The organism is Pseudomonas sp. PH1b (assembly GCF_000633395.1).
Classification (GTDB): domain Bacteria; phylum Pseudomonadota; class Gammaproteobacteria; order Pseudomonadales; family Pseudomonadaceae; genus Aquipseudomonas.
Window position 1 is genome coordinate 255,398 of sequence record NZ_AYMU01000015.1, and the last position, 18,714, is coordinate 274,111.

The 18,714-nt window shown below is 62.9% G+C and carries 17 protein-coding genes; 4 read left to right on the top strand and 13 right to left on the bottom strand.

The features are described 5' to 3' along the window. Positions 1-7 precede the first annotated feature (7 nt). From U873_RS0123720 to U873_RS0123730, 3 genes are all read right to left on the bottom strand, one after another. A complete protein-coding gene (locus U873_RS0123720; RefSeq protein WP_025130612.1) occupies positions 8-961 on the bottom strand; it encodes an adenosine deaminase in 954 nt (317 codons plus the stop codon). A 180-nt stretch (positions 962-1,141) separates the two neighbouring features. Beyond that, positions 1,142-2,107, bottom strand: a complete 966-nt coding sequence (locus U873_RS0123725; protein ID WP_025130613.1) for a 2-oxoglutarate and iron-dependent oxygenase domain-containing protein — start codon at positions 2,105-2,107, stop codon at positions 1,142-1,144. Positions 2,108-2,258: 151 nt separating this feature from the next. Then, positions 2,259-3,341 carry a BMP family ABC transporter substrate-binding protein gene (locus U873_RS0123730; RefSeq protein ID WP_025130614.1) on the bottom strand — a complete coding sequence of 361 codons (1,083 nt, stop codon included), beginning with the start codon at positions 3,339-3,341 and terminating at the stop codon, positions 2,259-2,261. A 326-nt stretch (positions 3,342-3,667) separates the two neighbouring features. Here U873_RS0123730 and U873_RS0123735 point away from each other — a divergent pair, with 326 nt between their 5' ends. Beyond that, positions 3,668-4,756, top strand: a complete 1,089-nt coding sequence (locus tag U873_RS0123735) for a calcium:proton antiporter (protein ID WP_025130615.1) — start codon at positions 3,668-3,670, stop codon at positions 4,754-4,756. Here the strand turns inward: U873_RS0123735 and U873_RS0123740 are convergent. The 4 genes from U873_RS0123740 to U873_RS0123755 all read right to left on the bottom strand — a co-directional run bounded on the left by U873_RS0123740 (position 4,753) and on the right by U873_RS0123755 (position 8,493). Continuing rightward, on the bottom strand, positions 4,753-5,760 hold the full coding sequence (locus U873_RS0123740) for an SUMF1/EgtB/PvdO family nonheme iron enzyme (RefSeq protein ID WP_025130616.1): 1,008 nt from the start codon (positions 5,758-5,760) through the stop codon (positions 4,753-4,755). The genes U873_RS0123735 and U873_RS0123740 overlap by 4 nt on opposite strands. 110 nt (positions 5,761-5,870) lie before the next feature. Further along, positions 5,871-7,229, bottom strand: a complete 1,359-nt coding sequence (locus U873_RS0123745) for an 8-oxoguanine deaminase (protein WP_025130617.1) — start codon at positions 7,227-7,229, stop codon at positions 5,871-5,873. A 204-nt stretch (positions 7,230-7,433) separates the two neighbouring features. After that, on the bottom strand, positions 7,434-8,117 hold the full coding sequence (locus tag U873_RS0123750) for an SDR family oxidoreductase (RefSeq protein ID WP_025130618.1): 684 nt from the start codon (positions 8,115-8,117) through the stop codon (positions 7,434-7,436). A gap of 25 nt (positions 8,118-8,142) precedes the next feature. Further along, positions 8,143-8,493, bottom strand: coding sequence for a MerR family transcriptional regulator (locus U873_RS0123755; protein WP_025130619.1), 351 nt, complete (start codon positions 8,491-8,493; stop codon positions 8,143-8,145). Positions 8,494-8,575: 82 nt separating this feature from the next. Here U873_RS0123755 and U873_RS0123760 point away from each other — a divergent pair, with 82 nt between their 5' ends. Next, the gene (locus U873_RS0123760) at positions 8,576-8,998 is read left to right on the top strand and encodes a hypothetical protein (RefSeq protein ID WP_025130620.1); all 423 of its coding nucleotides are present in this window, start codon (positions 8,576-8,578) and stop codon (positions 8,996-8,998) included. Between the two features lie 33 nt (positions 8,999-9,031). Here U873_RS0123760 and U873_RS0123765 read toward each other — a convergent pair whose 3' ends face one another. From U873_RS0123765 to U873_RS0123790, 6 genes are all read right to left on the bottom strand, one after another. Beyond that, positions 9,032-9,958, bottom strand: a complete 927-nt coding sequence (locus U873_RS0123765) for an ABC transporter permease (RefSeq protein WP_025130621.1) — start codon at positions 9,956-9,958, stop codon at positions 9,032-9,034. Then, positions 9,958-11,064 (bottom strand): ABC transporter permease, encoded by a 1,107-nt coding sequence (locus U873_RS0123770; RefSeq protein WP_025130622.1) that lies wholly within the window; start codon positions 11,062-11,064, stop codon positions 9,958-9,960. Before U873_RS0123770 ends, U873_RS0123765 begins: the two co-directional genes overlap by 1 nt. Positions 11,065-11,075: 11 nt before the next feature. After that, positions 11,076-12,641: an ABC transporter ATP-binding protein gene (locus U873_RS0123775; protein WP_025130623.1), complete on the bottom strand. Its 1,566-nt coding sequence runs from the start codon at positions 12,639-12,641 to the stop codon at positions 11,076-11,078. Positions 12,642-13,172: 531 nt separating this feature from the next. Continuing rightward, positions 13,173-13,754, bottom strand: coding sequence for a YigZ family protein (locus U873_RS0123780; RefSeq protein ID WP_025130624.1), 582 nt, complete (start codon positions 13,752-13,754; stop codon positions 13,173-13,175). Between the two features lie 14 nt (positions 13,755-13,768). Continuing rightward, positions 13,769-14,431, bottom strand: coding sequence for a TetR/AcrR family transcriptional regulator (locus U873_RS0123785; protein WP_025130625.1), 663 nt, complete (start codon positions 14,429-14,431; stop codon positions 13,769-13,771). 165 nt (positions 14,432-14,596) lie between these two features. Then, entirely contained in the window at positions 14,597-15,517 is a 921-nt protein-coding gene (locus U873_RS0123790) for a LysR family transcriptional regulator (protein ID WP_025130626.1), read from the bottom strand. A 124-nt stretch (positions 15,518-15,641) separates the two neighbouring features. Here U873_RS0123790 and U873_RS0123795 point away from each other — a divergent pair, with 124 nt between their 5' ends. Together U873_RS0123795 and U873_RS0123800 are read left to right on the top strand one after the other, a co-directional pair. Continuing rightward, complete coding sequence (locus U873_RS0123795; RefSeq protein WP_025130627.1) at positions 15,642-16,991, top strand: aspartate aminotransferase family protein; 1,350 nt, start codon at positions 15,642-15,644, stop codon at positions 16,989-16,991. 75 nt (positions 16,992-17,066) lie between these two features. Further along, on the top strand, positions 17,067-18,560 hold the full coding sequence (locus tag U873_RS0123800) for a CoA-acylating methylmalonate-semialdehyde dehydrogenase (RefSeq protein WP_025130628.1): 1,494 nt from the start codon (positions 17,067-17,069) through the stop codon (positions 18,558-18,560). Positions 18,561-18,714 lie beyond the last annotated feature (154 nt).

Genomic DNA, 18,714 nt, shown 5'->3' on the forward strand with positions numbered 1-18,714 from the left:
AAGGCCGTTACGGCTTGACCAGCCGTGCATCCAGGCTGTTCTGCGCCAGGCGCCGGGCCTGGTCCTGGGTCATCCCCAGGTGGGTGTGCAGGGCATCGAAGTTCTCGGTGACGTAGCCGCCGAAGTAGGCCGGGTCATCGGAGTTGACCGTGACCTTCACCCCCCGCTCGAGCATCTCGAGGATGTTGTGCTGGGACATGTGGTCGAACACGCAGAGCTTGGTGTTGGACAGTGGGCACACGGTCAGCGGGATCTGCTCGTCGATGATCCGCTGCATCAGCCGCTCGTCCTCGAAGGCGCGCACGCCGTGGTCGATGCGCTGGATCTTCAGCAGGTCGAGGGCTTCCCAGATGTACTCCGGCGGGCCTTCTTCGCCAGCGTGGGCCACGGTGAGGAAGCCTTCGCTGCGGGCCCGATCGAAGACGCGCTGGAACTTGCTCGGCGGGTGGCCCATTTCCGAGCTGTCCAGGCCCACGGCGACAAAGGCCTCGCGAAATGGCAGGGCCTGGTCGAGGGTCTTCTGCGCTTCGTCTTCGCTCAGGTGGCGCAGGAAGCTGAGGATCAGGCCGCTGGTGATGCCCAGTTGCTGTTCGCCGTCCTTGAGTGCGCTGGCGATGCCGTTGAGCACCACTTCGAAGGGCACGCCGCGGTCGGTGTGGGTCTGGGGGTCGAAGAAAGGTTCGGTGTGGATCACGTTCTGGGCTTTGCAGCGCAGCAGGTAGGCCCAGGTCAGGTCGTAGAAATCCTGGGAAGTGCGCAGCACGTCGGCGCCCTGGTAATAGAGGTCGAGAAACTCCTGCAGGTTGTTGAAGGCGTAGGCCTTGCGCAGGGTTTCGACGTCGCTCCAGGGCAGGGCGATCTTGTTGCGCTCGGCCAGGGCGAACAGCAGTTCCGGTTCCAGGGAGCCTTCCAGGTGCAGGTGCAATTCGGCCTTGGGCAAGGCATTCAGCCAGTCATACATGGTGGTGTCTCATCAGGTGCAGGCGGGGGCTGCGAGAGTGGCGCGATGTCCCGGCGATACGCCTCTGCGGGCGGATTGGCCGTGTTTCGCGGATCTTGCCGGGATTTCACCGGGCCCGAAAAAGCCGCCATTCTACAGCCGGCGGCGCAAATGTTCGGTAAAACCTGATCGGGGGCGCGATCAGGCCTGCTCCAGCTCTCGGCGATAGGCGTAGGTGTCGGCGAAGCGCGACAGCAGGAACTCGGCGCAGGTGGTCACCGGGTACTTGGCCGGGTGCGCGGCGTCCTGGCAGCCGGGCAGGCACTCGATACGGGTGTCCGGGTGCGGTTCGGCGAAGAACGGCATCGAGTAGCGATCGACCCCCAGCGGGCTGATGACCCGGTGCGGAGTCGAGAGATAACGGTCGTTGCTCCAGCGCGCCATCATGTCCCCCAGGTTGACCACGAAGCTGCCTTCGATGGGCGGTGCATCGATCCACTGGCCCTGGACGTTGCGCACCTGCAGGCCGCCGGCGGCGTCCTGGTAGAGCAGGGTGATGCAGCCATAGTCGGTGTGGGCCCCGGCGCCTTGCTGCTCTTCGGAGCTGGCCGTGTGGCGCGGCGGGTAGTGAATCATCCGCAGTACGCTGACCGGTTCCTGGAAGCGGCGGTCGAAGAAGTCGCGCTCGATGCCCAGGGCCAGGGTCATGGCTCGCAGCAGAGTCTGGGCCAGGGCCTGCATGTCCTGGTAATGCTGCTCCAGCAATGCCTCCCAGCCGGGCAGATCGGGATGACGGTTGGGCCCGCGCAAGGGCTTGCCCGCGAGGACCTCGGGATGCTCGGCCGGCAGGTGCAGGCCCATATCGAAGGTTTCCTTGAGATCGCTGGGCCGGTGCGGGTCGAGCTGCTCGGTGGCGATGGCGCCGTAGCCTCGATGATGACGAGTCTGGGTAATGTCGATCCTGAGTTTTTCGGCGCTGGGCAGGGCAAAGAACTGCCGGGCGCTGTCGAGCAAGTGCTCGATGCGTTGCGGGCTGATCGGGTGGCCCTTGATATAGAAGAACCCCCACTCGCGGCAGGCCTGGTCGATGGCCCTGGCGACACGTTCCCAGCCTGGTTGCTGATCCTGGTACAGAGGGCTGATGTCGATGATCGGCAGTTGGTTCATGAAAATGCTCCCATCCTGTTGGCGGTCGGTCGCCGCTGTCGTACGCAAGGCACGGCCTGGTCGGCATTGCGTGCGAAGCAGGCGCTGTTCTTGAGCCTGGCGTTCGGACCGGCTCGTCCGCACGCGCCCTAGCTTGTGCGTTGGCTACAGGTCACTTGGGGATATCGGCCTGCATGCCTTGCACGTAGTAATTCATCGCGGCCAGTTCGGCATTGCTGGCACTGACCCCGGCGGCGAGCCTCTCGACCCCGGCCTGATCCTTGATCGGGCCGGTGAACGGGTGGAACTCGCCGTTCTTGATGCTGGCGATGATCTGTTCGGCTTCGCTCTTCACCTGGGCCGGCAGCAGGTCGCTCAGGGGTAGCTCGACCGTACCTTCTTTCAAGCCGCCCCAGTAGTCCTGGGGTTTCCAAGTGTGGTCCATCACGCCTTGGGCTGCCTGGATGTAGTGCGGCCCCCAGTTGTTGACGATGGAGGTCAGCACTGCCTTGGGACCGAAGTGGGCCATGTCCGAGGCATAGCCCACGGCGTACACGCCACGCCGCTCCGCGGCCTGGATCGGTGCCGGGCTGTCGGTGTGCTGGAAGATCACATCGGCGCCCTGGTCGATCAGGGCGTTGGCGGCGTCGGCTTCCTTGCCCGGGTCGAACCAGGAGTTGACCCACACCACCTTGATCTCGGTGCCCGGGTTGTATTTGTTCAGGGCCAGCTGGATGGCGTTGATGTCGCGGATCACTTCCGGGATCGGGAACGAGGCGACGTAGCCGATCTTCTTGCTCCTGGTCATCTTCGCCGCGAGGAAGCCGCCGACGTAGCGGCCTTCATAAGTGCGCGCCAGGTAGGTGCCGAGGTTCTTGTCCTGCTTGTAGCCGGTGGCGTGTTCGAAGGTCACCTTGGGGAACTGCTTGGCGACCTTGAGGGTGGGGTTCATGTAGCCGAAGGAGGTGGTGAAGATCAGGTCGTAATTGTCCTTGGCCATGTTGCGGATCACCCGCTCGGCATCGGCGCCCTCGGCGACGTTCTCCACATAGTTGGTGGTGATCTGCTCGCCGAATTTCTCCATCAGCGCCTTGCGCCCCTGTTCATGCTGATAGGTCCAGCCGTGGTCGCCGATGGGGCCGATGTAGACGAAGCCGACCTTCAGTGGATCGGCGGCGCTGGCGGCGAGGCTGGCACTCAGGCCGGTGGCGGCGAGCAGGGCGCAGAGCAGCTTGTGCAACGGGCGTGTATGCATGAATTGAAGCTCCATCTTGTTGTGGGGGTTGGCTGGGGCGGCAAGCGCTGCAGGGCAATGCAAATAGCTGACCAACAGGACAACAACGCGGGGGGCTGCGCTGGCGAGGCGGTTTCTATGGGGGTTTGGCGCGCGCTTTTCGCTGGCAAGCCAGCTCCTACAGGCTCGGGTGTAGGAGCCGGCTTGCCGGCGCAGCGCTTTTCAGGAACCAACCCGGTGCGTGGCGCCTGAGACTGGTGCACTAAGATGTAACGAAACATTAGTGACTCGACGCAGTCTTCAACTCATCTCCTGTGCTCGTTTTTTATTTCCGCCAAAGGACTGCAATGCTTACTTCTCTCAAGCAAGAACGGCTGTTGCTGCTTGCGCTGCTGGCCGCCGTGGCCGCCTATCCCCTGGAACACCTGCTGCTGGGCAGCGGCCAAGGCATTGCCCTGGCCGCCGGGCTGGTGCTGATCGGTTTTATCGTCATCGCCTCGATGCGTGTTGCCCACCACGCCGAACTGCTGGCGGAAACGGTCGGCGACCCCTACGGCACCATGATCCTGACCCTGGCCGCGGTGCTGGTGGAGGTGGTGATCCTGGCGATCATGATGAACAACGAAGCCTCGCCGACCCTGGTGCGCGACACCATCTATTCGGCGGTGATGCTGGACATCAACGGCATCCTCGGCCTGGCGGCGCTGATGGGCGGCATCAAGCATGGCGAGCAGCCCTACAACGATGACTCGGCGCGTACCTACAGCGTGATGATCCTGACCGCCATGGGGGTTTCCATGGTGGTACCGGAGTTCATTCCCGAATCTGACTGGAAGGTGTACTCGGCCTTCACCATCGGTGCGATGGTGGTGCTCTACACCTTGTTCCTGCGGATGCAGGTCGGGCCCCACAGCTACTTCTTCAGCTACAGCTACCCGGAAAAGCGCCGTGGCAAAGAGGCCCAGCAGCAGCCCGAAGCCATCAATCTTGTGTGGAGCATCGGCATCCTGGTGTTCGGCGTGGTGGTGATCGGAGCCCTGGCCGAGGTGATGTCCAAGACCCTGGACCTGGGCCTGGAAGGCACGGGCGCGCCGCCGGTGATCACGGCGATCCTGGTGGCGGCAATTTCCGCCGCGCCGGAAATTCTGACCGCCTTGCGCGCCGCCCTGGCCAACCGCATGCAGTCGGTGGTCAACGTGGCCCTGGGGGCGTCCTTGTCGACGGTGATCCTCACGGTGCCGGTGATGGAGGCCATGGCCCTGTACACCGGCCAGCCGTTTCAGATGGCCATGACCCCGGTGCAGACGGTGATGGTGTTCATCACCCTGATCGTCAGTGCGATCAATCTCAATGACGGTGAGACCAATGCCATCGAGGGCATGACCCACTTCGTGCTGTTTGCGACCTTCATCATGCTGTCGCTGCTGGGCCTTTAAAGCGCTTGCGCCGACTGGATGGCGCAGCGAAAGCTCACACCGGGGGCATTCCAGGCCGCTAGTGCCCCCCAACGCCAACGACGCACGGTACTGGCCGAAGGCGAAAAGGTCGGGTCGTTGGCAAACTCGTTGTTTGCTCCACGTTGCGCCCGATAAATGCCGGTTTCAGGCCCCTGCGGGTTCTCGACGGGTGATTCGCGATAGTAGTGTTTATCGTACCAATCGTTGACCCATTCACTGGCATTGCCGGTGAGGTTGTAGAGCCCCAGCGGATTAGGCACAAACCGGTCCACGGCGAAGGTTTTGTTGTCGTCAGGCGCCGGAAAGTTGCGGCCGTAGTCCAGGTTGCCGTTGTCGGTGGCAAACATGACCGGCTGGCCACGGTTGCGTGCCGCATATTCCCACTGGGCCTCGGTCGGAAGATCCACGGGGTAGCCGCTGAGGTCCGCCAGCCAGCCGCAGTAATCCTTGGCTTCTTGCCAGTCTCGTGAAGCCGGGGCGGGCAGGTTTGCCTGGTAGAGATGCTGCATGTCGGCGCGCTCGCGCAGTTTCGCGTCGAACGGCGGCTTGCCTTGCGCGAGAAAGAACAGGTCGAAATCGCCCAAAGTGGTTTGCAGCGAGGACAGGTAATAGCTGCTCAATTTGACCGGGTGAACGAAGTCGTCATCGACGTCGAGGCTGATCCGCTCCATTTCTTCCGGGGCCACGCCACAGGGCCATTGGCACAAGGCCTGTGGGTCGAAGCGTCGGGGCCAGCCGAAGTCGCCCATCTGGAATTCGCCACCTTCGATCAGCACCATGTTGTCCAGCGAGCGAACGACCGTGTTCAGCACGGCATCGCGAACTTGCAGCGAAAGGTCCGGGTATTTGTGGTTGATGGTCGAAGCAATTTCCGCAACTTTTCCCGGTGACAGTACTTTGCTGGCGGGGCCCGCAACCTCCTGTTTCCCACAGCCCGAAATCAGCAGCGCGACGCAGAGCGCCAGTCCGTGCCTTGGTTTCACGTAATGTCCCTGTAACGGCTCGTTTGAGCGCGGGAAATTAACATGTTTCCTCAAGCTGATTGTGCTCAAAGACGGCGAGGGACCCGCTCCCTCGCCATCGGCGGCAAAGATCAGGTGCCGGCGATCAATTGCCGGGCTGCCTGGCTGTGATCGGCGATCAGGTTTTTCAGGTCCAGCCCTTCGACCTGCCCGTCGATCACCCGCCACTTCCCGCCGATCATGACCCGGTCCGCCCGATCCGCACCGCACAGCAGCAGCGCCGAAACCGGATCATGGCTGCCCGAGAAACGCAGTTCGTCGAGCTTGAACAACGCCAGGTCCGCCTGCTTGCCCACCGCCAGTTCGCCGATGTCGGTGCGGCCCAACAGGCTCGCCGAGCCCCGGGTCGCCCAGCCCAGCACACGCTCCGGGGTGATCTTTTCGGCGCCGTAGCGCAGGCGTTGGATGTACAGCGCCTGGCGCGCTTCGAGGATCATGTTCGACGCATCATTGGACGCCGAGCCGTCCACGCCCAGGCCCAACAGCGCTCCCGCATCGGTCAGCTCGATACTGGGGCAGATGCCGGACGCCAGGCGCATGTTCGAGCTCGGGCAATGGCAGATGCCGGTGCCGGCCTGGCCGAGGCGGGTGATTTCGTCCGGATTGAAGTGGATGCCGTGGGCCAGCCAGGTACGTGGGCCGAGCCAGCCGACGCTGTCCAGGTAATCCACGGTGCGCAGGCCGAAACGCTGCAGGCAGAAGTCTTCTTCATCCAGGGTCTCGGCGAGGTGGGTGTGCAGGCGCACATCGAGCTGGTTCGCCAGCTCGGCGCTGGCCGCCATGATTTCCGGGGTCACCGAGAACGGCGAGCAGGGTGCCAGCGCGATCTGGATCTGCGCGCCGTCGCCGCGCTCGTGGTAGGCGTGAATCAGGCGCTGACTGTCGTCGAGAATCACCTGGCCCTCCTGCACGGTCTGTTGCGGTGGCAGGCCGCCGTCCTTTTCGCCCAGGCTCATCGAACCGCGGGTGAGCATGGCGCGCATGCCCAGTTCACGCACGCTTTCAACTTGCACGTCGATGGCGTTTTCCAGGCCATCCGGGAACAGATAGTGATGGTCGGCGGCGGTGGTACAACCGGAGAGCAGCAGTTCGGCCAGCGCCACTTTGGTCGCGAGGGCGAGTTTTTCCGGGGTCAGCCGGGCCCAGACCGGGTACAGGGTCTTCAGCCAGGGAAACAGCGGCTGGTTGACCACCGGGCCCCAGGCGCGGGTCAGGGTCTGGTAGAAGTGATGGTGGGTATTGATCAGCCCCGGCAGCAGCACGTGCTCGCGGGCGTCGAAGGTGTGTTGGCAAGGGCTCGCAGGTTGCTGGCCGAGGCCGAGCACTTCAACGATCAGGCCGTCTTGCAGCACCAGGCCGCCGCGGGCGTCGAGGGCATTGCCGGTGAAGATGGCCAGGGGATTTTTTAACCAGGTACGGGTCGCAGGCATGGTTGCCGGCTCCTCTGAAAGTGGGTTCAGGTTAGCCAGCTCAGTGATGCCCTGTCTGCTGATCCAGGGTCGCCTTGGGGGCGAGGTGCGCAGTCTAGCGAAAGATGTGCCGGGGGACAAAACTTGCATTTTGCCCCCCCGTTCCAGAGCCTTCGCTGGCCTGTGCAAGCGCTGCCCGGGACAGCCGTTGCACAGGGGACGGGCTTACCAGGGGATGGTTTCACCCTTGTAGTTGACGAAGTGATGACCGCCCTTGCCGGTGTAGGCGTTGACCTGGGCGATCAGGCCACGGGTGCTGGTCTGCACATCGATTTCCGCGTTTTCGCCACCCATGTCGGTCTTCACCCAGCCCGGGTGCAGCGAGAGCACGGTGAGCTTCTGCTCGAGCTGGTTCACGAAACTGTTGGTCATGGAGTTCAGCGCAGCCTTGCTGGCCTTGTACAGGGCCAGCTCCGGCGCGTCCGGTATGGTCACGCTGCCCAGTACCGAGCTCATGAATGCCAGCACGCCGCTGTCGGCGCGGATCTGCCCGATAAAACGCTGGGCCAGGTTGATCGGCGCCACAGCGTTGGTGAAGAACAGCTGGCCGACTTCGGCCAGGGTCGCGTGGCCGGGGAGCTGGTTGTCCGGGCCCTTGACTCCGGCGTTGACGAACAGCAGGTCGAATACCTGGCCCTTGAGCTTCTGGCTCAGGGCGATCACAGCTTGCTGGTCGTCCATATCCAGCTGTTCGATCTGGACCTTGCCCAAAGCTTGCAGCGCCTCGGCCTTGTGCGGGTTGCGCACGGTGGCGGTGACCTGCCAGCCATCTTCCAGCAGGCGCTGGACCAGGCCCAGGCCCAGGCCTCGGGAGGCGCCGATGATCAGTGCGTTTTTTGCCATGGACATGATGAGGTTCCTTGATAAGTGAGGATCACGGATTCAATGGGCAGGCTTGCCCCAGGCGTTGTTGCAGTTCCTGGCGCAACAGGCCCAGTTCGTTGATACGGGTTTCGATCAGGGTCAGTTTGTCTTGCAGCAGTTGGGTCACGGCCAGGTCCGGTTCGGCACTGTGCCACAGGGCACCGACGCTGCTGCCGATCTCCCCAAGGCTGAAGCCCAGGCGTTGCGCGGTCTTGATGTAGAGCACCAGTTGGACCATTTCCGCCGGGTAGTGGCGATAGCCATTGGCACTGCGCTGGGAGGCGATCAACCCGCGCTGCTCATAGAAGCGCAACGTGTCACGGCTGACGGCGCAGGCTTCGGACAGTTCTCCAATGCGCATGACGGGGTCTCAAAAGGGCTTGACCCTGGAGCATACTCCAGGCTTTAGCCTGCGCGCTCCTTGAATCGATGGAGCGACAACGATGTGGACGATTGAACAGTATCGAAAGCTGGTACGGGCCAGTGGCTGGTATGACTTGCTGGTGACCCTGGCCTTTGTCACGCCCTGGACCTTCCTGGCGCTGCACGGGTTGATGCAGAACACCGCCCTGGCTTTCGACTTGCCGGGCAGCCTGCCGCCGTTCGAGCCCATGCACCTGTTGATGGCCAACCTGATGGGCTCGATTGTCTGCGTATGGTCGGTGCTGCGCATCCGCGATCCGCAGGTGGCGTTCGGTCACTATGACGCGGTGGGGCGCATTCTGTTTGCCACCTGGCAGATCTACGCCCTGGCACACGGCGCCACGGCATTGATCGGGGTGATCCTGTTCTTTGAACTGGCCTGGTGCGTGGCCCAACTGTGGCCGATCCGGCGGCCAGCCGCACTCGCGGCGAGCGCGGCCTAAGCGGGTTGCACGGCGGCTATCCGTTGCTGCCGCTCAGTGCCCGGCACGCCAGGGCTGTCCCAGGGAGACCGGTGCATACAGGCGGGTGCGCAATCCATCCCGGGACAGCAGCACCAGCACGCCAATGGTGGCGACATAGGGCAGCATCGCCAGCAGGTTGGACGGGATCGCCAGGCCCAGGCCCTGGGCCACCAGATGGAGGATGCTCGCCAGGCCGAACAGGTAGGCCCCGAGCAGCAGGCGCCACACCCGCCAGCTGGCGAATACCACCAGGGCCAGGGCGATCCAGCCACGGCCGGCGCTCATGTTCTCGGCCCACATTGGCGTGTAGGCCAGGGACAGGTAGCCCCCCGCCAGCCCGGCCATGGCACCGCCGAACAGCACCGCCAGGGTTCGCACCCGCAGCACGGGCAGGCCCATGGCGCTGGCGGCGTCGGGGTTTTCGCCGACGGCCTGGATGATCAGGCCGATCCGGCTGCCGAGAATGACCCAGGCCACCAGGGCGAACAAGGCAAAGGACAGGTACACCAGCAGGTCCTGGGCGAATAGCATGGGGCCGATCAGCGGGATCTGACTCAGCCAGGGAACGGCCACCGGCTCGAATCCCGCCAGCGGCTTGCCGACCCAGGCCGCGCCGACAAAGCTCGACAGGCCCACGCCGAAGATGGTCAGGGCCAGCCCGGTGGCCACCTGGTTGGCGTTGAACACCAGCGCCACCAGGGCGAACAGTGCCGATAACAGCATCCCCGCGACCATGGCCAGCAGCACGCCGAGCCACAGCTGACCGCTGTTGAGGGCGACGATGAAACCGATCACCGCACCGAACAGCATCATGCCCTCCTGGCCCAGGTTGAGCACGCCGCTCTTTTCGCAGATCAGTTCCCCCAGGGCCACCAACAACAGCGGCGTGCCGCAACGGACCATGGCATAGAGGATATTGCTCAGCAGATCGATGTCCATCACAGGGCTCCGACGGTAGCGGTGGCAGGGGCGGTGCGGCGGGTCCAGCGCAAGTTCAGGCGCGGCCGGTAGAGGATCAGCACATCACTGGCGAGGAGGAAGAACAGCATCATTCCCTGGAACAACTGGGTGATGGCCTGGGGCAGGTTGAGGCTCATCTGTGCACTTTCACCGCCGATGTAGAGCAGCGCCATCAACAGGCTGGCGAACACGATGGCAATGGGGTTCAGGCGCCCGAGAAAGGCCACGGTGATCGCCGCATAGCCATAGCCGGGCGAAACCTGCGGCACCAGTTGACCGATCGGCCCGGTGACTTCGCAGACCCCCGCCAGGCCCGCCAGTGCGCCGCTGATCAGCAGCGCCAGCCAGATCAGGCGCTGCTGGCGAAAGCCGACGAAAGCGGCGGCTCGCGAATCCAGGCCAAGCACCTTGATCTGGAAACCGACGAAGCTTTTCTGCAGCAGCACCCAGACCGCCACCAGCGCCAGCAAGGCGAAATACACCCCGGCGTGTACCCGCCCATCCTCCATCAACAACGGCAGGCGGCTGGCATCGCCGAACATCGCCGACTCGGGGAAGTTGAACCCCGCCGGATCCTTCAGCGGGCCGTGGACGCAATACAGCAGCAGGTTCAAGGCGATGTAATTGAGCATGATGCTGGTGAGGATTTCATTGGCGTTGAAGCGTGTGCGCAGCCAGGCCGTGAGCCCGGCCCAGGCGGCCCCGGCGAGGGTGCCGGCGAACAGGATAAGGACCAGTGCCCAGCGGCTTTGCAGGTCGATGAGGTTGACCGCCAAGGCGCTGCCGGCGAGGGCGCCGAGCAGCAGTTGACCTTCGGCGCCGATGTTCCAGATGCGTGCTCGGTAGGCCACGGCCAGGCCCAGGGCGCAGAGCAGGATCGGCAACGTCTTGACCAGCAGTTCCGAGAGACCGTAGAGGTCGCTGATCGGAGCGATCAGCAAGGTGTGCAAGGTCAGCAGCGGGGCGTGCCCCAGGGCCATGAACAGCAGTGCGCCGCAACCCAGGGTCAGCAGTGCGGCCAGCAGCGGTGAGCACCAGAGCATCAGGCGCGATTGGCGGCCGCGGGGTTCGAGTGAAAGCAGCATGGACGACTCCGTTACACCGGCAGGGCGGTGGGGGATGGGCAGGCTTCGAAGTGGCCGGCCATCCAGCCGCCGACCTCGATCAAGGACGTGTCGGCACAGGCTTTCAAGGCCGAGAGGCGGCCACTGCACAGGGCGCCGAGGCGGTCGCTGATCTGGAACAGTTCATCCAGGTCCTCGGAGATCACCAGGATCGCGGTGCCGGCATCACGCAGGGCAATCAAGGCCTGGTGAATGCTGGCCGCCGCGCCGACATCCACGCCCCAGGTCGGGTGAGCGGCAATCAGCAGACGGGGTTGCTGGAGGATCTCGCGGCCAAGGATGAACTTTTGCAGGTTGCCGCCAGACAGGCTGCGAGCCGGGCTCTGGGCATCGACGGTCTTCACTCCAAAACGCTGGATGATCTGCTCGGCCAGGGCCCGTACTTTGTGCCTTTGGATCAGCCCGTTGCGCACCAGCCCCTGCTGGAAGGCGGTGAGCAGGGCATTGTCTTCCAGGCTCAGTGCCGGCACAGCGCCGTGTCCCAGGCGTTCGGCGGGAACGAAGGCCAGGCCTTGCCCGCGTCGGGTATCGGGGGGCAGGTGGCCCACGGCCTGGTCGGCAAAACAGATGCGTTTGGCCTGATTGCCGGGCAGGCGCTGCTCGCCGCTGAGCAGGGCCAGCAGTTCGTCCTGGCCATTGCCGGCGACCCCGGCGATACCGACGATTTCCCCACTGCGCACCTGCAGGTTGATGCCCTGCAGAGAGCAGCCGAAGGGATCGGGGTTGTGCCAGTTCAAATCGGTGATCTGCAAAAACTCCCGGGTGCCGCTGGCCTTTGTGTAATTGGCGTCCTGGCTGGCAGCGTCGCCCACCATCAGCCGCGCCAACTCCCGGTCCGTGCATTCGGCCGGGCGGCAATACCCCGCCACTCGGCCAGCACGCAGTACCGTAGCGCTGTGGCACAGCGCGCGGACTTCGGCGAGCTTGTGGCTGATGAACAGGATGCTGCAGCCTTCGTCGGCCAGCCGACGCAGGGTGATGAACAGCTCATCGGCCTCCAGGGGCGTGAGCACCGAAGTGGGTTCGTCGAGGATCAGCAGGCGGATGTCCTGCATCAGGCAGCGCACGATCTCCACCCGCTGGCGTTCGCCAATGGACAGGCCGTGCACCAGCCGCCGGGGTTCCAGGGCCATGCCATAGCGCTGGGATACCTCGCGGATCTGCTCTTCCAGCTGGCTCGGGGGGCCGGCTGCCGCGCCCATGGCCAGGGCGATGTTCTGCGCCACGCTGAGGGTCTCGAACAGCGAGAAGTGCTGGAACACCATGCCGATGCCCAGGCTGCGGGCCTGGGCCGGGCTGCTCATGACCTGGCGCCGGCCCTGCCAGATCAGCTCTCCCGAGTCTGCCTGGGTCACGCCGTAGATGATTTTCATCAGGGTGCTCTTGCCGGCGCCGTTCTCGCCGAGCAAGGCCTGGATTTCACCGGGGGCGATGCACAGATCGATGGCATCGTTGGCCAGGCAGCCGGGGTAGCGCTTGCTGATCTGGCGCAGTTGCAGGCGCGGTGTTTGCCCGATGGGCTCGGCGGTATTTGGCATGGCAGGCTCGGGGGGTTGGAGTTGTGCCTGTGGATAAAGCAATTTCCTGGCCAGGGGGTCAGGAAAGCCGGTCAAAGGCCCAAGGCTTGAACCTTGGGCGGCGCAGACGAGCGAAGCAGGGCACCACTTCGGGGCAAAGTGGTTGAAATGGCTCTGTTTTTGTTCGAGGACTGTTGAACAAAAAACGATCAGTTGCCTGCAGGCCCTGTGCAGTCAGTGGCTGGGGCAGCCTTGCACGGGTTATCCACAGCTTGCTCCACAGTATTTGTGTGCAAGCCCGTGGCATGGCTATAAGCGCTCTGCACTTGAAGTCCAAGCGCGATAAAGCGACCTAACCTGCTGTTTTAGGTTGCAAAAAAACTTGTGGGCAGGTCATTGAACAAAAAATGTACAAAGCCCGCAAAACCACGTGACAGAAGGGTTACAGCGCTGTGTGCTCAGGTTATCCACAGCTGGGTGCACAGTAGATGTGGGCAAGTGCGAGAGGTATTGGCCGGTTATGCACAAGGGCGTGGTGCCGGGTTGGTGCACTCAGCGCTGCAAGAGAATGCGTCCGCGGCTCAGGTCAGCCAATTGCTGTTGCAGGGTGTCGATCTGCGCTTCACCGAGTGCCAGTTGCAACTCCACGCCGTTGGCGGTGAATTCTTCCTCCACCAGCAACCCGCCCAGTTCGGTGATGCGCAGCTTGACCAATGCCAGTTCACTGAAGGCGCAGGCACAGCGCAACGGCACGCGGTTGATCAGGGCGACGCGTTCGGCGCCTTGCAGGCATTTGTTGGCACCGCCGCCATAGGCCCGGGCCAGGCCGCCGGTGCCCAGTTGGATGCCGCCGTACCAACGGATCACCAGCACCGCCACCTGGTCGCAGTCCTGGGCTTCGATCGCCGCCAGGATCGGGCGTCCGGCGGTGCCGCCGGGTTCGCCATCGTCGTTGCTGCGGTACTGGTCGGCGAGCTTCCACGCCCAGCAGTTGTGGGAGGCGTTGAGGTCGCTGTGCTGCTGGATGAAGGCTTGGGCCTCGGCGGCGCTGCTGATGGGCGCGGCGAAGGTGATGAAGCGGCTTTTGCGAATCTCTTCGCGGTATTCGCAAAGGCCGGCCAGGGTAAAGGGCATGCGTGTCGGTCTTTTTAAGAGGCTGGGGTCAGGCCGCAGCCTTTGAGGATGATGCGGATCAGGTTGTTGGTGGCGTTTTCGATGTCTTGCTTGGTCAGGCGGCTACGCCCGGTGACGCGGCAGATCTGGGTGGCGAAGTCGGCGTAGTGCTGGGTGCTGCCCCACAGCAGGAAGATCAGGTGCACCGGATCCACCGGGTCCATCTTGCCGGCGTCGATCCAGGCCTGGAAGACATTGGCCCGGCCCTGGAACCAGGCGCGATAGTCCTGGCTGAAGTACTCGCTGAGGCACTCGCCGCCGCTGATGATTTCCATGGCGAAGATCCGTGACGCCTGGGGCTGGCGACGGGAGAATTCCATCTTGGCGCGAATGTAGCGGGTCAAGGCCTCGGCCGGATCGTCCTCGGCAGTCAGGGTGTTGAAGGTACTGTCCCACAGTTCGAGGATGTTGCTCAGCACCGCGACATAGAGCCCGAGCTTGTTGGTGAAGTAGTAGTGCAGGTTGGCTTTGGGCAGACCGGCCTTCTGCGCGATGGTGTTCATGCTGGTGCCTTTGAAGCCGTGACGGGCGAACTCGTCCTCGGCGGCCTGGATAATGGCCTCCTCGTTTTTCTGGCGGATTCGGCTGGCGGGTTTTCCGGGGTGAGGGGCGCTGTGGGCGGGGACTTCAAAGGTCATGGAGGTTTCCGAGCAAGTCTGTGGGTGCAACCTGTGCGTTGATAGCGCACCCAGGTTGATCAGACAAGCCTTGGCGCCACAAAAGCCTCAAAGGACCTTTAAGGTGTCGCTTTCCAGGAACGGATTTGCGTCAACCCGAGAAGGAATACGCGACTTGGTCGTTTGCTAGCGTGTCGCCGCGAGGCTTTCCAGGAAGCTTTCCAGTACCAAATGAGGGCGCCGGCCTTTGCGCGTGACCGATGACAGGCTCAGGTCATAGAAGCGCGACCGAGGCTTGAGCGCTCGCAGCCGGCCTTGCTGTACCCAGAGGCTGGCGTAGTGGTCCGGCAGGTAGCCGATGTAGCGCCCGGTAAGAATTAGAAAGGCCATGCCTTCGCGGTCGGACGCGCTGGCGGTGCAGTTCAGCGCCTGGTAGTGGGCCTGGATCTCCGCTGGCAGGCGAAAGGTTGGGGCAATGGCGTCCTGGTCGTTGAGGCGCTGATCGTCCAGTTGCTTGTCATCCACGTAAAACAGCGGATGGCCCACGGCGCAATACAGCAGTGAGCGCTCGTCGTACAGCGGCTGGTATTCCAGGCCGGAGAGGGCGCTGGCCTGGGGCACCACGCCGACGTGCAGGCGGCCGTCGAGCACCCCTTGCTCGACTTCGTTGGGGGCGATCATGCGGATCTGGATCTGCACGTCCGGCCCGCGCTCCTTGAGCTGGGCCAGGGCGTGGGTGATGCGCATGTGGGGCAGGGTCACCAGGTTGTCGGTGAGGCCGATGATCAACTCGCCCCGCAGATGGCGATGCAGGCCATTGACCTCGGTACGAAAGCTTTCCAGGGCGCTGAGCAGTTGCAGGGTCGACTGGTAGACCTCGCGGCCCTCTTCAGTCAGGGAGAAACCGGCACGTCCGCGTTGGCACAGGCGCAGGCCGACCCGTTGCTCAAGATCGCTCATCTGCTGACTGATGGCCGAGCGGCCAATTCCGAGCACAGTTTCAGCAGCAGAGAAACCACCGCACTCCACCACGCTGCGAAAGATCCGCAGCAAGCGGATATCAAAGTCGCTGACTTGTGCCAGCGGGTCGGCTCGACGGCTGCTCATAGTTTAGTGGGTGCCAGACTGAAGGTTATTAAAGTTGGATTTCACCGACTTTATAGCCGTGGCAACTTAGCTGCAACAACACTGTTTTTCCTACGCCGCTTCATTGCCTTGCGAGGTTTTGCTCATGAACATGCCGGAAACCGCCCCACAGTCCCTGGCCAGCCAGCTCAAGCTTGATGCCCACTGGATGCCCTACACCGCCAACCGCAACTTCCAGCGCGACCCGCGCCTGATCGTCGGCGCCGAAGGCAGCTGGCTGGTGGACGACAAGGGCCGCAAGATTTATGACTCCCTGTCTGGTCTGTGGACCTGCGGTGCCGGTCACTCGCGCAAGGAAATCCAGGAAGCGGTCGCCAAGCAACTGGGCACCCTGGACTACTCCCCGGGCTTCCAGTACGGCCACCCTCTGTCCTTCCAACTGGCAGAAAAGATCACCGACCTGACCCCGGGCAACCTGAATCATGTGTTCTTCACTGACTCTGGCTCCGAGTGCGCCGATACGGCGGTGAAAATGGTGCGCGCCTACTGGCGCCTGAAAGGCCAGTCGACCAAGACCAAGATGATTGGCCGCGCCCGTGGCTACCACGGGGTGAACATCGCCGGCACCAGCCTGGGTGGCGTCAATGGCAATCGCAAGCTGTTCGGTCAGGCAATGATGGATGTCGATCATCTGCCTCATACCTTGCTGGCCAGCAACGCCTATTCCCGCGGCATGCCGGAGCAGGGTGGTATCGCCCTGGCCGATGAACTGCTGAAACTGATCGAGCTGCATGACGCTTCGAATATCGCCGCGGTGTTCGTCGAGCCTCTGGCAGGCTCCGCCGGCGTACTGGTGCCGCCGCAGGGCTACCTCAAGCGCCTGCGCGAAATCTGCGACCAGCACAGCATCCTGCTGGTGTTCGATGAAGTGATCACCGGTTTCGGTCGTACCGGTGCGATGTTCGGTGCCGACAGTTTTGGCGTGACCCCGGACCTGATGTGCGTGGCCAAGCAGGTCACCAACGGTGCGATCCCCATGGGGGCGGTGATTGCCAGCTCCGAGATCTATCAGACCTTCATGAACCAGGCGACCCCTGAGTACGCGGTGGAATTCCCCCACGGCTACACCTACTCGGCGCACCCAGTTGCTTGTGCGGCGGGCCTGGCGGCACTGGATCTGCTGCAGAAGGAAAACCTGGTACAGAGCGTGGCTGAGGTCGCTCCGCACTTCGAGAATGCGCTGCATGGCATCAAGGGTTCGAAGAACGTGATCGACATCCGTAACTATGGCCTGGCCGGAGCGATCCAGATTGCCCCCCGTGATGGCGATGCCATCGTGCGTCCGTTCGAGGCGGGCATGGCTCTGTGGAAAGCCGGCTTCTATGTGCGCTTCGGCGGTGACACCCTGCAGTTCGGCCCAACCTTCAACAGCAAGCCGCAAGACCTCGACCGCCTGTTCGATGCCGTTGGCGAAGTGCTGAACAAGCTCGACTGATTCGATCCTTCTTATATATAGCGGCAGGCGCGAAGTGGTTCGCGCCTGTGCCTTCCCTCTTTCAGGAGTTCCCGCATGAGTCTGATTCAACACCTGATCCACGGTGAGCTGGTAAGCGACAGCGGCCGCAGTGCTGACGTCTTCAATCCATCTACCGGTCAGGCGATTCATAAAGTGCCGCTGGCCAGCCGTGAAACCATCCAGCAAGCCATCGACTCGGCCAAATCGGCATTCCCGGCCTGGCGCAATACGCCACCGGCCAAGCGCGCCCAGGTGATGTTCCGCTTCAAGCAACTGCTGGAGCAGAATGAAGCCCGTATTGCCAAACTGATCAGCGAAGAGCACGGCAAGACCCTGGAAGACGCTGCTGGTGAATTGAAGCGCGGTATCGAGAACGTCGAGTACGCCTGCGCCGCACCGGAAATCCTCAAGGGTGAGTACAGCCGTAACGTGGGCCCGAACATTGACGCCTGGTCCGACTTCCAGCCGCTGGGTGTAGTCGCGGGTATCACCCCGTTCAACTTCCCGGCCATGGTGCCGTTGTGGATGTATCCGCTGGCGATCGTCTGCGGCAACTGCTTCATCCTCAAACCGTCCGAGCGCGACCCAAGTTCGACCTTGCTGATTGCTCAGTTGCTGCAGGAAGCCGGTTTGCCCAAGGGCGTGCTGAACGTGGTGCACGGTGACAAGACTGCGGTGGACGCGCTGATCGAGGCACCGGAAGTCAAGGCTCTGAGCTTTGTGGGTTCGACCCCGATTGCCGAGTACATCTATGCCGAAGGCACCAAGCGTGGCAAGCGTATCCAGGCACTGGGCGGAGCGAAGAACCACGCGGTGCTGATGCCCGATGCCGATCTGGATAACGCCGTCAGTGCGTTGATGGGGGCTGCTTACGGCTCTTGCGGCGAGCGTTGCATGGCAATCTCGGTAGCGGTGTGCGTGGGCGATCAGGTCGCTGACGCCCTGGTGGCCAAGTTGGTGCCACAGATCAAGGCGTTGAAGATTGGCGCTGGCACTTCCTGCGGTCTGGATATGGGGCCGCTGGTGACTGCCCAGGCTCGCGACAAAGTCAGTGGTTATGTAGAGGACGGCGTTGCTGCCGGTGCGCAGCTGGTGGTGGATGGTCGTGGCCTGAGCGTGGCCGGTCACGAAGACGGCTTCTTCCTGGGCGGTTGCCTGTTCGATCGCGTCACTCCAGAGATGCGCATCTATAAGGAAGAGATCTTTGGCCCGGTACTGTGCATCGTGCGAGTCAACAGCCTGGAAGAGGCCATGCAACTGATCAACGATCACGAGTATGGCAACGGCACCTGCATCTTTACCCGTGACGGTGAAGCGGCTCGTCTGTTCTGTGACGAGATCGAAGTGGGCATGGTTGGCGTCAACGTGCCGCTGCCTGTGCCTGTGGCTTATCACAGCTTCGGTGGCTGGAAGCGCTCGCTGTTCGGCGACCTGCATGCCTACGGTCCTGATGGCGTGCGTTTCTATACCCGCCGCAAGGCCATCACCCAGCGTTGGCCGCAGCGCGCGAGTCATGAAGCCTCGCAGTTCGCCTTCCCCAGCTTGTAATAGGTGAGGGATAAAGGCCGGCCCCTTGGGGCCGGCCTTTGCTTTTATAGGCTTTTCTGACCGATATGACAGTTTTATGAAATTAAGGGTTGACGGCAGATTCTACAGGTCTATAATTCGCCCCACTTCCGGCGCAGTCGAAACGGAAAACTCC